At 70.7% G+C, this 13,236-nt stretch carries 10 protein-coding genes; 2 read left to right on the top strand and 8 right to left on the bottom strand.

All coding sequences use genetic code 11. The features are described 5' to 3' along the window. Positions 1-4: 4 nt before the first annotated feature. The 6 genes from I004_RS0108145 to I004_RS32920 all read right to left on the bottom strand — a co-directional run bounded on the left by I004_RS0108145 (position 5) and on the right by I004_RS32920 (position 8,543). On the bottom strand, positions 5-1,342 hold the full coding sequence (locus I004_RS0108145) for a hemolysin family protein (RefSeq protein ID WP_028435065.1): 1,338 nt from the start codon (positions 1,340-1,342) through the stop codon (positions 5-7). Then, positions 1,339-1,839: an rRNA maturation RNase YbeY gene (ybeY, locus tag I004_RS0108150; protein WP_028435066.1), complete on the bottom strand. Its 501-nt coding sequence runs from the start codon at positions 1,837-1,839 to the stop codon at positions 1,339-1,341. Before ybeY ends, I004_RS0108145 begins: the two co-directional genes overlap by 4 nt. A 9-nt stretch (positions 1,840-1,848) precedes the next feature. Beyond that, on the bottom strand, positions 1,849-4,026 hold the full coding sequence (locus I004_RS32910) for a PhoH family protein (protein ID WP_078510932.1): 2,178 nt from the start codon (positions 4,024-4,026) through the stop codon (positions 1,849-1,851). Between the two features lie 157 nt (positions 4,027-4,183). Continuing rightward, entirely contained in the window at positions 4,184-5,473 is a 1,290-nt protein-coding gene (locus tag I004_RS32915; RefSeq protein ID WP_486579854.1) for a carbohydrate kinase family protein, read from the bottom strand. A 194-nt stretch (positions 5,474-5,667) separates the two neighbouring features. After that, positions 5,668-6,957, bottom strand: coding sequence for a glucarate dehydratase family protein (locus I004_RS0108165; RefSeq protein WP_028435067.1), 1,290 nt, complete (start codon positions 6,955-6,957; stop codon positions 5,668-5,670). A gap of 227 nt (positions 6,958-7,184) precedes the next feature. After that, positions 7,185-8,543 carry a cation:proton antiporter gene (locus I004_RS32920; RefSeq protein WP_486579855.1) on the bottom strand — a complete coding sequence of 453 codons (1,359 nt, stop codon included), beginning with the start codon at positions 8,541-8,543 and terminating at the stop codon, positions 7,185-7,187. A gap of 581 nt (positions 8,544-9,124) precedes the next feature. Between I004_RS32920 and I004_RS0108175 the strand changes: the two genes are divergently transcribed. Further along, positions 9,125-9,925: an IclR family transcriptional regulator gene (locus tag I004_RS0108175; protein ID WP_028435068.1), complete on the top strand. Its 801-nt coding sequence runs from the start codon at positions 9,125-9,127 to the stop codon at positions 9,923-9,925. A gap of 102 nt (positions 9,926-10,027) precedes the next feature. Here I004_RS0108175 and I004_RS0108180 read toward each other — a convergent pair whose 3' ends face one another. Then, a complete protein-coding gene (locus I004_RS0108180) occupies positions 10,028-10,771 on the bottom strand; it encodes a class I SAM-dependent methyltransferase (protein ID WP_028435069.1) in 744 nt (247 codons plus the stop codon). A gap of 214 nt (positions 10,772-10,985) precedes the next feature. Beyond that, on the bottom strand, positions 10,986-12,071 hold the full coding sequence (locus tag I004_RS0108185) for an S-(hydroxymethyl)mycothiol dehydrogenase (protein ID WP_028435070.1): 1,086 nt from the start codon (positions 12,069-12,071) through the stop codon (positions 10,986-10,988). A gap of 277 nt (positions 12,072-12,348) precedes the next feature. Between I004_RS0108185 and I004_RS0108190 the strand changes: the two genes are divergently transcribed. Continuing rightward, a complete protein-coding gene (locus I004_RS0108190) occupies positions 12,349-13,188 on the top strand; it encodes an HAD family acid phosphatase (protein ID WP_078510933.1) in 840 nt (279 codons plus the stop codon). Positions 13,189-13,236 lie beyond the last annotated feature (48 nt).

Here is a 13,236-nt window from a genome sequence, read left to right on the forward strand (position 1 = left end):
GGCCTCACGCGTTGGCCGGCTCGTCTGTGGAGGACTCGTCGGCGTCCTCGGCGGAGCGGACCGGTTCGACCAGCACCGTGACGATCCTGTTCCGCCGACCCGCCGGGGCTTCCGCCGTCAGCCGCAGAGCCGTCAACTCCGGGTCGGAGCGGTCCTCGGTGACGTCGACCGTCGCCGTGGCGCCCGCGATGGGCACACGGCCGAGCGACTTCGCGAGCAGACCGCCGACCGTCTCCACGTCCTCGTCGTCGAGACCAACCAGGTCGTACAGCTCGCCCAGGTCCCCGATGTCGAGACGGGCGGTGACGCGGTAGCGGCCCTCGCCCAGCTCCTGAACGGGAGGCAGCTCACGGTCGTACTCGTCGGTGATCTCGCCGACGATCTCCTCCAGGATGTCCTCGATCGTCACGATCCCGGCCGTGCCGCCGTACTCGTCGATGACGACGGCCACATGGATGCGGTCCTGCTGCATCTCGCGCAGCAGGTCGCCCGCGTTCTTCGTGTCCGGCACGAACGCCGCCGGACGCATCGCCGTGGAGACCAGCTCCGTCTCGGCCTCGCGGCTGATGTGCACCCTCCGCGCGAGGTCCTTGAGATAGACGATGCCCACGATGTCGTCCTCGCTCTCCCCCACGACGGGGATGCGGGAGAAACCGGAGCGCAGGGCGAGAGTCAGCGCCTGCCGTATCGTCTTGAACCGCTCGATGGTGATCAAGTCCGTACGCGGAACCATCACTTCACGCACGATCGTGTCGCCGAGCTGGAAGACGGAGTGCACCATCTTCCGCTCCTCGGCCTCGATCAGGGACTCCTGCTCGGCCAGGTCGACCATGGCGCGCAGCTCGGCCTCGCTCGCGAACGGGCCCTTGCGGAAGCCCTTTCCGGGCGTGAGCGCGTTACCGACGAGGATCAGCAACTGCGGCACCGGCCCCAGAATGCGCACCAGCGGGACCAGCACGTACGACGCGGCCGTGGCCGTGTTCAGCGGATGCTGACGGCCGATGGTGCGCGGCGAGACCCCGATGGCGACATAGCTGACCAGCACCATCACGCCCATCGCGACCGCCAGCGACTGCCATGTGTCCTCGAAGGCCCGCAGACACGCGTACGTCACCAGCACACCGGAGGAGACCTCGCACGCCACGCGCACCAGCAGCGCCAGGTTGAGATAGCGCGTCGGGTCGTCCGCCACGACCGCCAGCCGCTCGGCGCCGCGCCGGCCCTGGCGGACCGCTTCCTCCGCGCGGTAGCTGGTCGTACGGGCCAGTCCGGCCTCCGCACACGCGGCCAGCCAGGCGACGACGAGCAACAGGACCGCCGCGGCGATCAGCCGGGCCGTCACGACGCCGTCGTGGGGGCGGGAGAGGGCCCCGTCAGGCCGCGCTCGCCGCGCCACCCGTCCAGGATCGCCGACTGCAGACCGAACATCTCGGCCTTCTCGGCTGCCTCCTCGTGGTCGTAACCCAGCAGGTGCAGCACCCCGTGGACGGTGAGCAGTTGGAGCTCCTCGTCCATCGAGTGCTGCGTGGGAGCGTCGGCGCCCTGCTGCTCGGCGACCTCGGGGCACAGCACGATGTCACCGAGGAGTCCGGGCGGCGGCTCCTCCTCTTCCCGCACGGGCGGGCGCAGTTCGTCCATGGGGAACGACATCACGTCGGTGGGCCCCGGCAGATCCATCCACTGCAGGTGCAGCTGCTCCATCGCGTCGGCGTCGACGACGATCACCGAGAGCTCCGAGAGGGGATGGATCCGCATGCGGTTAAGGGAGTAGCGGGCGATGTCGAGCAGGGCCTGCTCGTCGACGGTCCGCCCGGATTCGTTGTTGACGTCGATCGTCATGGGGCAGGCTCAGCGCTTCCCGTGGCCGTGACGGTCTCCGGACCTGCCGCCGGTGCCCTGGGCTCCCGAGGGACCGTGGGCCGCTGTGTCCGCCCCGTTCCGTACGTCGTAGCGCTCGTAGGCGTCGACGATGCGGCTGACGAGCTTGTGCCGCACCACGTCGGAGCTGTCGAGCATGCTGAAGTGCACGTCGTCCACGCCGTCCAGGATCTCCCGGACCTGGCGCAGACCGCTCTTCGTGCCGCCCGGAAGGTCGACCTGGGTGACGTCCCCGGTGATCACGATCTTCGACTCGAAGCCGAGCCTGGTGAGGAACATCTTCATCTGCTCGGGGTTCGTGTTCTGCGCCTCGTCGAGGATGATGAAGGCGTCATTCAGGGTGTTGTGCGTCAGCAGGTAGTCCTGAGTGACGTAGAGCGAATCCTCAGCCGCGACCTGGATGCACACCGTTTCCTCGCGGCCCGCCGGCTCAATGCTGTCGATGAAACGCATCGGACGTCCGCCGCCCCCTTCGGCGTGGTACTTCTCGCGCTTACGTGCGAGACGGAAGGGTTCGATGCCCTCCGGGAGACGGATGTCCACGACATGAGCGTCGTAGCGGTACGCGACATCCCGGTTGCCTGCACGCCCGGGAGTTCGGCCCGCGGCCGCCCTGCGCCGCGTGTAGGCCACTCCTCCCAGGGACTGGACGAGTGAGACGACATCATCGCGGAGCAGGATCGACGTAGTCGTGTACTGGACCCGGCAGGTGCGGTCGGTCTGAGAGACCGGGCCGCCGTCGGAATCGAGCAGCCCCTGGAGCAACCCGAGCCGGACCTCCGCGGAGTTGTACAGGTACGCGTCGGGCACGAGCTTCGTGTTCGAGCGGCTGCCCAGCAGATCCAGCTCCCGCATCACGCGCGTGACCGGCTTCTCCAGCGTGACAACGTCCCCCGGCCTCTTGACCCGGTTCAGCACATAGTCGGGCCCACCCTTGTGCCGCACTGTGACGCCCGGCAGCGATGCCTCGAGAGCACTTGCGAGCTCCGGATCCGCGGTGGCGAACGACGGGGTCGTGGAGCCTGTCAGACACCCGTCCCCGAGCAGCAGTCCCAGGGCGTAGGGATCCATGGGCACTACCCGCTCGGGGAAGGACGCCGGGGCGGTCAGCATCGGCAGTTCGTACCGGCGGGCGTGCGCGGCACAGAGGTTGCCGATCATGTCCTTCGTTTCGAGAACCCTCCACGGCCGGTTGCGCCGGCGATCCGAAGCGGTGCGAACCGTCCACAGGTGCTCACCGCAGCACAACGTCCAGGAACCGTCCTGGGCGGTGACCCGGTAGATGTCCTTCTCGCCCTGCGGGTACACCCCGAGCACAGGGGTCGGCTCGCCGTTCGACCCGGTGACCAGGTCGCCCACCTGAAGCTCTCCGATCGGGCGCCAGCCGTCGGGCGTCATGACCTTGGTGAAGACGGGCTGGGCCCGACCGCGCATATAGGCCAGCGGCGCCACCTCGATCGTGCCCGCGGCCATCAGGCGCGGGATGGAATCCGGGTCGAGCATGTCGTGCAGGGCGTCGTAGAGCGGGCGCAGATACGGGTCGATCTTCTCGTAGAGGGTGCCGGGCAGGAAGCCGAGCCGCTCCCCCGCCTCGACCGCCGGCCTGGTCAGGATGATCCGGTTGACCTGCTTGGACTGCAGCGCCTGAACGGCCTTGGCCATCGCGAGATAGGTCTTGCCGGTGCCCGCGGGGCCGATGCCGAAGACGACCGTGTGCTTGTCGATCGCGTCGACGTAGCGCTTCTGGTTGAGCGTCTTCGGACGGATCGTGCGGCCGCGGTTGGAGAGGATGTTCTGCGTCAGCACTTCGGCCGGGGTCTCGCCGGCGGAGCCGTCCTGCTGGTCACGGAGCATGGAGATGGAGCGCTCGACCGCGTCCTCCGTCATGGGCTGGCCGGTGCGCAGGACCAGCATCATCTCGTCGAAGAGACGCTGGATGAGATCGACCTCCGCGGCCTCGCCCGAGGCGCTGATCTCGTTGCCGCGCACATGGATGTCGGCGGCGGGGAACGCCTGCTCGATCACGCGCAACAGGGAGTCACCGGAACCCAGCACCGTCACCATCGGATGCTTGGCCGGGACGGTGAAGCGGGCCGTGGCCTGAGGTGCCTTCGGGGACCCCGCCTGATTCGTCGTTGTCTGCGTCATGGGTGACCCGGGTCGGGCCTTCCTCATCCCTCTCTGTCTCTCCTGGCGGTTGGCTTCCAAGAATACGACGCGGCACTGACAAGCAAGAACGCGATTTCCGTGCGGGGCCCGGGCTCCGGCCCGTTTGCCGGTGCGGTGCGGCTGCGTCCGTACGGGGCTATCGGGCCCCGGTCGTGCGCCCGAAACCGATCGTGGGGAGAGCCCGGCGGCGGGGAGCGGAGCCGGGGCATCCCGTGAGGACGGCGTCCAGGAACCCGTAGGTGCCCTCGCACGGCCCGTCCACCTGCCGTGCCCCGGCTGCCCCGGCCACGTCGGCCCGCGGACCGCCGGCCCGTACCCGGCTCCACCACGCCGCGATCTCGGACCAGCCCGGCGCCGAGAGCGACCCGCCGAACTCCTGGACGGAGAGCGCCGCCGTCAGCCCCGCGAAGGCCAGCCGGTCCGCGAGGGGCCAGCCGGCGAGGGAGCCCATGACGAACCCCGCGACGAAGACGTCGCCGGCGCCCGTCGTGTCGAGGGCGTCCACGGGGATGCCGGGGACCTCCGCGCTCTCGCCCGTACGGCCGTCGACGGCGCACGAGCCCTGCGCCCCCAGCGTGACGACCGCGAGCGGCACTCTCTCGCTGAGCGCGCGCGCAGCGGCTCGCGGGCAGTCGGTGCGCGTGTAGCGCATGGCCTCCTCTGCGTTGGGGAGGAAGGCCTCGCAGTGCTCCAGGTCCGGCAGGGCACCGAGGTCCCAGCGGCCGGTGTCGTCCCAACCGACGTCGGCGAAGACGCGGCTGCCGTGGCGGGCGGCGAGGGCGATCCACTCCTGGCCGTCGCCCGGCGCCAGTGACGTGACGCAGGCACGCGCGGGCGGCGGGCAGCCCGGGGCCTCCGGGTCGATGGGTGCCCCGCCCAGGCCGAGTGCGGCGGGAGATGCCGTGGGCTCGGGGGGCGGCGCCTCGTGTCCGTGGGAGATCATCGTGCGTTCGCCCTCGTACGCCATGGAGACGGTCACCGGCGAGTGCCAGCCGGGGACGGTGTGGGAGAGGGCGAGGTCGATGCCTTCGCCCTTGTCGAGGGCCTCGCGGCAGTAGTCGCCGTACATGTCGTCGCCGAAAGCGGCAGCGAGGGACGTGCGCAGACCGAGGCGTGCCAGGGCGGTGGCCATGTTGGCCACGCCGCCGGGGCTGGAGCCCATGCCGCGGGCCCAGGACTCGGTGCCGCGTACGGGTGCGGAGTCGAGGCCGGTGAAGATGATGTCGAGGAAGACGGTGCCGGCCAGGTAGACGTCGCAGGCAGGGTCGCCGGGTGCGCGGAGCGCGGCGAGCGGGTCGAAGGGGTGCTGCTGCGCGGGCAGCGTGCCGTGTGTGCGGGCGCCGACACCGTCGGGCAGGGCGGAGGCGCCGCGACCGGCCTCCGGCTCCCGCTCCTCCCCCTGGTTGTTCACCGCGCCCGTGCTCACCCTGTACTCCTTCGGCACCTGTACGGCTTCGAGTGGTGTCTCCGGTGTACCGCGCGGCTCGGACATCGGGCCAGTCCGAGCCCCGCTCCGCGTGGCCGTGTCCCTGGCCCAGGGTGTGGGCGGGGGCCACGAGGAAGTTGCGTCGGCGTTCGCCGGGTTCGTCCCGTCGGCGGCCGCTCACGGGACGGGCGGGTTCACCAGCGGGGAACGCTCGGGGCCACCCAGCCCGGGTCGGCCCTGCGCATGGCGGCGGCGTCGTCGCGGTCGCGCATCGTCCCGTCGTCGTCGAGCCAGCGGCGGTGCAGGACGGCGAGCCTGTCGCGGTCCACTTCGACGCCGAGGCCGGGTGCGTCGGAGACCTCGAGGCAGCCGTCGCGGAAGGTCAGCCGGTGGGTGAGGACGTCCTCCGGCTGCCAGGGGTAGTGGCTGTCGCAGGCGTAGTCCAGATTCGGGACGGTGGCCGCGACGTGGGTCATCGCGGCGAGCGAGATCCCCAGGTGGGTGTTGGAGTGCATGGACAGGCCGACGCCGAACGTGCGGCAGACGGCGGCCAGTTCGCGGGTGCGGACCAGCCCGCCCCAGTAGTGGTGGTCGCTGAGCACGACCTGTACGGCCCCGGTGGCGAAGGCTTCGGGGATCTCGGGGAAGGTCGTCACGCACATGTTGGTCGCGAGCGGCACTCCCGTCCGGGACGCGACCTCCGCCATGCCTGGGGTTCCCGTCGTCGGGTCCTCCAGATACTGCAGGACGTCGCGCAGTTCCTCGGCGACATCGAGCGAAGTGGGCACGGACCAGGCGCCGTTGGGGTCCAGGCGCAGCGGTGCGTCGGGGAACGCTTCGGCCAGTGCGCGGACGGCGGCGATCTCTTCGGCGGGTTCGTACACGCCGCCCTTGAGCTTGAAGGAGCGGAAGCCGTGGTCGCGCGCGAAGCGGCGGGCCTGCGCCACGATTCCGGCGGGGTCGGTCGCGGCGCCCCAGTCGTCGGACTCGCCCTGGCCGCCGGGGTGTTGCTCCCAGCGGTAGAAGAGGTACGCGCTGTACTCGACGCGGTCTCGGACCTTGTGCCCCAGCAGCGCGTGCACGGGCAACTCCCGGGCCTTGCCGAGCGCGTCGAGGCAGGCGACCTCGAAGGCCGAGGCGACGGAGAGCCGGAGCTTGTCGGCGGTCTGCACGCCGCGCTGTCCGCCGACGTCGGCGGAGCCCATTTGTGCCGGGTCGACCGCGACGCTGCCTGCGAGCGCGAACAGCCCGTTCAGGTCCGTGACGTGGCGGCCCGGCAGTGCTTCCGCCAGCGGGCGGGCCATGTCCAGGTACTTCGTGTCGCCGTAGGTCTCGCCGAAGCCGGTGGCGCCCCCCGCGGTGACGATCTCGACGATGAGCCGTGCCGCGTAGGGCTGGTGCACGCCCTGGGTGTTGAGCAGGGGCGGGTCGGAGACGAGGACGGGTGTGAGCCGTACATCGGAGATGGTCAGGTCGGCGGTCATGGGGCTGCTCCCGTCGCATCCGTCGGCACGTCTCCATACGTAGATGGCGTCTACGTATGGAGATGAAGGCTAAGGATCTGAACTTCACCGGTCAATACTTCGCACACGGCCCTCCACTCCCGACGGAGCGGCACATACAGCCGCCCCCGCGTCGCAGCTCGCGGGGGCGGGGAATGGCACGGACCGAGGGCAGCGGGGCCGGTGTTCAGGACCTGCGCACGGAGAGGTCAGCGTGATGTGCGTGCGGGGTCGGACTCCTCCACGGCGGGGCCCGGGGGCTCTTGCTCCGGGCGCGCATCCGCCGGGCCGGCTGCGTCCGTGCCCGCGGCCTGCGGACCTTCGGTCTCCGGATCCTCGCTCCGCGGGAGGGCATCCTCCTGGCCGGCACCCTCCGAAGCCGTGGCCGGCTTCGCAGTTGCCGTCCCGGCCGAAGCCGTGCGCCGGGTCAGCCGCCGGGCGGCCGGTTCGGCCCAGCGGGCGGTGAGCGGTCCCACAATGACGAGGATGAGGACGTACGCGGTGGCCAGCGGACCGATGCGCGGCTCTGCCCCCGCCGCGAGTCCCGCGATCACGATGGAGAACTCGCCTCGTGCCACGAGCGTGCCGCCGGCCCGCCAGCGCCCCGGGGACCGGATGCCGGCACGGCGTGCGGCGTACCAGCCGGTGGCGATCTTCGTCAGAGCGGTGACGACGGCCAGGATCAGGGCGGGCAGCAGCACGGGCGGGATCGCGGACGGCTCGGTGGACAGGCCGAAGAAGACGAAGAAGACCGCGGCGAAGAGGTCGCGGAGCGGCGTGAGCAGACTGTGGGCGCCCTCGGCCACCTCGTCCGAGAGTGCGATCCCCACGAGGAACGCACCGACGGCTGCCGAGACTTGCAGTTCCTGGGCGATCCCGGCGACCAGCAGCGTGAGGCCGAGCACGACGAGCAGCAGCATCTCCGCGTTGTCGGACGAGACCACGCGGCTGATCAGGCGGCCGTGCCGCAGGGCGAGATAGAGCACGGCGCCGACGGTGCCGAGCGAGATCAGCAGCGTCACCGCGCCGCCCGCCAGGCTCACGCCGGCGAGGATCGCGGTGAGGATCGGCAGATAGACGGCCATCGCGAGGTCCTCGATGACCAGCACGCCGAGGATCACCGGCGTCTCGCGGTTGCCGAGGCGCCCGAGGTCGCCGAGGACCTTGGCGATGACGCCCGACGAGGAGATCCACGTGACGCCGGCCAGGACCACGGCGGCGACGGGACCCCATCCCAGCAGCAGAGCGGCCGCGGCGCCGGGCAGCGCGTTGAGGACGAAGTCGACGGCGCCGGAGGGGTATTGCGTCTTGAGATTGGTGACGAGTTCGGAGGCGCTGTACTCCAGCCCAAGCAGGAGCAGGAGCAGGATCACCCCGATCTCGGCCCCGGTGGCGACGAATTCCTCGCTCGCCTGCAGCGGAACGATGCCGCCGTGGCCGAAGGCGAGCCCGGCGAGCAGGTAGAGGGGGATCGGGGAGAAGCCGATGCGCCCGGCGAATCTTCCCAGCAGGCCCAGGGCGAGGATGATCGCCCCGAGTTCGATGAGCATGGCGGTGGTGTCGTGCACGGGCGTCTGACCTCCGGGTCGGTTCAGCAGCGGCGTCCGGCTCGTCCTCGTACGCGTCGGCTCGGTGACGACGTCACGTACGGGACGGGTGCCGGGTGTGGCGACGGGCCGGCGGCGACCGGCACGCGGGGGCGGGGCACTTCCCCCGTGCGCGTGGGAGGCCGGAGCGGTCTGTGCCGTTGCTGCCGTGCGCGCTGCCGCGGGCGGCGGCATCTTCCTGCGCATGCCCGGGGGCGCGGGCTGCGGGAGCGGCGTGCGGGCGACGCCGACGAGGGCGGCTTCACGGACCGGCGGTGGGTCGGATGCAACTTGGCCCCCGTCACGTCGGCTTCAGGACCGGCGTCGGGGCCGGTCCTTGCGATGGGCGATCACGGGCACCAGGGTAATCGATCGGTAAAGAGACCCTGCTGCCGGGGCAAAGCGGACCGTCCCGTCTGCCGGCGACGACGGATCCGGAGTGGGCGGGGAGCCGTCTCGTCAGCCGGAGTGCCAACGGCCACCGGCGGACCGCCGACTCCCGCAGCTCGGTCCTCCCGCCGCAGCCCCGGGGGGCACGACCACACATGCCCTACGATCAGCGCATGCCGGAGCCCGGAGGCGTGCGCGCCGTGAAGTCCGCCTCCCGCGCCGTCGATCTGCTGGAGGTACTGGCCGCCCGAGGCGACCGGCCCGCCCGGCTGCGTGAGCTCGCCGAGGAACTCCAAGTGCCGCGAAGCAGCATGTACGCACTGCTGCAGACCCTCATCGAACGCGGCTGGGTACGCACGGACGCCACCGGTTCCCTCTACGGCATCGGCATCCGCGCCCTGCTCACCGGCACCAGCTATCTCGACAGCGACGCGAGGGTGCGGGCCGCCCGCCCGTATCTCGCGGAGGCCTCCGAGAGGCTGGGCGAGACCATCCACCTGGCCCGGCTGGACCGCGGCGACGTCGTCTACCTGGCCACACGGGAGTCGCACGAGTATCAGCGCACGCTCAGCCGCGTCGGCCGCCGCCTGCCCGCGCACGTCGGCGCCCTCGGCAAGGTGCTGCTGGCCGAGCGGCCGGACTCCGAACTCCCGCTCCCCGAGGACCCGTTGCGCGCCCTGACCCCGCACAGCCACACCCGGCGTGCCTCGCTGCTGGCGGACCTGGCGCGGGTGCGGGAGCGCGGCTACGCCATCGACCGCGAGGAGGGAGTCGTCGGCATCGCGGGCTTCGGCTTCGCCCTCCGCGACGCCTCGGGGGAATCCCCCGCGACCGACGCCGTCAGCTGCTCCGTGCCGGTCGGCCGTCTCAGCGAGGAGCACGAGCAGCGCATCGTGACCGTGATGCGGGAGATCCGCGAACGGATCGAGTCCGCGGGCCTGGCCGCGGGCAGCGGCGCCCCCGACTGGCGCTGACACCTCGCTCGCGCCGCCCCGGCCTCGCCCCCACTCGCGGCGTCACTCTTCCCCGGCGCGGCGTTCCCGAAAGGCAAGGGCGGACGAACGCCCCGTACCACCTCAGCTCACCGGACGGAGCACGAATGCGCCCCAACCCAGCAGGTCACGCCCGTGGGCGAGATGCGACGTGCGGGAGTGCCGGAGGAAGTCGCGCATGTCCGGGGCATCCGGGTGCTCCGGGTGCGCGCGCAGCCAGTCGCTGACGGTGCGCCACTGTGAGGCGGCGTACCGATCCCAGCTGTCCGGATCCGCGAGGACCATTTCGACGAGTTCGAAGCCGGCTTCCTCGAAGCGCTCGTTGGTGCCGGCAAGGCTCGCGAAGTCGTCCGGCTCCATCTCCAGGGCGCGGCACGCCTCGTCGGACGGCTCGGACAGCCAGAACACCTCACCGACGACCAGCGTGCCGTCCGCCCGCAGTGCGCGGCGCATCAGCTCCAGCGTGCCGGCGAGGCCCCCGCCGATCCAGGTGGCGCCGAGGCAGGTCACCAGGTCGTGGCCGCCGGGCTCGGCCTCGTACGATCCCGCGTCCGCACGCTCGAAGTGCAGCCGCTCCTCGACTCCCAAGTCCGCCGCTCGCTCGCGGGCAGCTTCGAGGAAGACCCCGCTGATGTCCACGCCGATGCCTTCGGTGCCGTGGTCACGTGCCCAGGTCGAAAGCAACTCACCCTTGCCGCATGCCAGATCGAGGTGATGGGCGCCCGGCCGGGGCGCCGTCACCGTTCCGAGCAGCCGCAGCTTCTCCTCGGTGAAGGGATTGAGGATGCGGTTCCCGGCTTCGGCGATCTCATGGTGGCGCAGCGACATGGGCTTCCCTTCGGAGTGCGTTCGGGCGGAACCCTGCCTTACGCCAGGGCACGACGCACAGCAGATTCGGTCCGCGGTCCGGCGGGGTCGCGGAAGGACAGCGGCAGATGTCGGACGACATCTGCCCCCAGGGCGTCCGGCGAGGCCACGCGACCGGCCTGTGCCACCCGACCGCCGGCACATGTCCGCGCCGCGACGCCCCGCGGCCCTCGCGTCAGAAAACGACGACGGAGCGCAGCACGTCCCCGGCGTGCATGCGGTCGAAGGCATGCTCGACCTCGTCCAGGGCGATCCGTTCCGTGACGAACTTGTCCAGAGGCAGGCGCCCTTGCTTGTGCAGGTCGATGAGCATCGGGAAGTCGCGTGAGGGCAGACAGTCCCCGTACCAGGACGACTTGAGCGAGCCGCCGCGGCCGAAGACGTCCAGCAGCGGAAGGTCGAGGCGCATCTCCGGTGTCGGCACCCCGACCAGCACGACGGTGCCGGCCAGGTCCCGGGCGTAGAAGGCCTGTTCGTAGGTCTCGGGGCGGCCTACCGCCTCGATGACGACGTCCGCGCCGAAGCCGCCGGTCAGTTCCCTGATCGTCTCGACCACGTCGGACTTGCGTGAGTCGACGGTGTGGGTGGCGCCCATGGACTCGGCCTGCCGCAGCTTGCGTTCGTCGATGTCGACGGCGATCACGCGGGAGGCTCCCGCGAGCCGTGCGCCGACGATGGCCGCGTCACCCACGCCGCCGCAGCCGATGACCGCGACGGAGTCGCCGCGCCCCACCTGACCGGTGTTGACGGCGGCACCGATTCCCGCCATCACGCCGCAGCCGAGCAGACCCGCGACGGCGGGGTCGACTTCGGGGTCGACCTTGGTGCACTGCCCCGCAGCCACGAGCGTCTTCTCCGCGAAGGCGCCAATGCCCAGCGCCGGGGAGAGCTCCCGGCCCCCGGCCAGCGTCATCGGCTGACGGGCGTTGTGCGTGTCGAAGCAGTACCAGGGGCGTCCGCGGCTGCAGGCGCGGCACTGGCCGCACACGGCACGCCAGTTGAGGATCACGAAGTCGCCGGGCTCCACCTCGGTCGTGCCGGAGCCCACGGACTCGACCACGCCCGCGGCCTCGTGGCCGAGGAGGAAGGGGAAGTCGTCGTTGATGCCGCCCTGTTTGTAGTGCAGATCGGTGTGGCAGACGCCGCACGCCTGCACCTTCACCACGGCCTCCCCGGGGCCGGGGTCCGGCACCACGACGGTCTCCACGCGTACCGGTTCGTCCTTGCCCGGCGCGACGACGCCGCGCACCTCCTGTGACATCCGGACCCTCCGTGCTCGTCCCGCGGTCACCCCGTCGTGACCACGGATTGTCGGTTGCGCCCAACTGTGCCGCCCGGGAGGCGAACCGTCGACCACGCGGCAGGGTGTCGCCCGTGCTGTCGGTGCCGGCGTTCGGCAAAGTTCACGGCAAAGTTCCATCTCCGCGCGTAGAACGATGACCAGGTCTCTGTTAGCTTCCCCCTGCACCACGCCGACCGCATCCCGTCGAACAGCAGGGGCCCCGCTCGGGGCCGCACATTCCTTGGAGCCCCCCCCCATGCCGCCCACCGAAGACAGCACTACACGCCGCCCGTTCGCCTCCCTCCCGCGCGGACGACGCGCCGCGATAGCCGCGATCACCGTCACCGCCGCCCTCGCCGGCACCGCCCTCTTCGGTGCCGGGCAGGCGACCGCCGAGCGCTCCGCGCCGGGCACGGACCGCGAGATCCCCAACATCGACAAGGTCAAGGAGAAGATCGCCGACTACTACGGCGACATCGAGACCCCTGACGGTGAGCACTACGCGTCCCCGAAGAGCGACTACGCCAAGCAGGTTCGCGGCATCGCCGCCGACGCCCAGCGCGACCTGAAGCGCTCCATGGCCAAGGAGAGCGAGAAGTCGCGCCACAACCACAAGCCGGCCGTCGTCTTCGACGTCGACGACACCACGCTGCTCACCTACAACTTCGAGCGGCAGATCGGCTACAACTTCGACCCCAAGCTCCAGGACGAGTACCTGCGCACCACCGACATGGACGCGGTCTTCGGCATGAAGAAGCTGGTCAACTGGGCGCACAAGAACGGCATCACGGTCTTCTTCCTCACCGGCCGCGCCGAGCACCAGCGTGACTGGAGCGTCCGCAACCTCAAGAACGTCGGCTACAAGGCCCCGGTCGACACCAAGCACTTCTACCTCAAGGACAAGGAGCACCCGCCGCCGTACCTGGAGTGCGGCAGCGACTGCACGACGGTCGAGTACAAGTCCGGTACGCGCAAGCACCTCGAGTCGAAGGGCTACAGGATCCTCGCCAACTTCGGCGACCAGTTCAGCGACCTCAAGGGCGGCCACGCCGAGCGGACGTACAAGATGCCGAACCCGATGTACTTCCTGCCGTAGAAACGCACTCGGATTCGCGGGCAAAGCGGGCGAGGATGTAGCTGCTAG

The sequence above is a fragment of the Streptomyces sp. TAA486 genome, assembly GCF_000426165.1.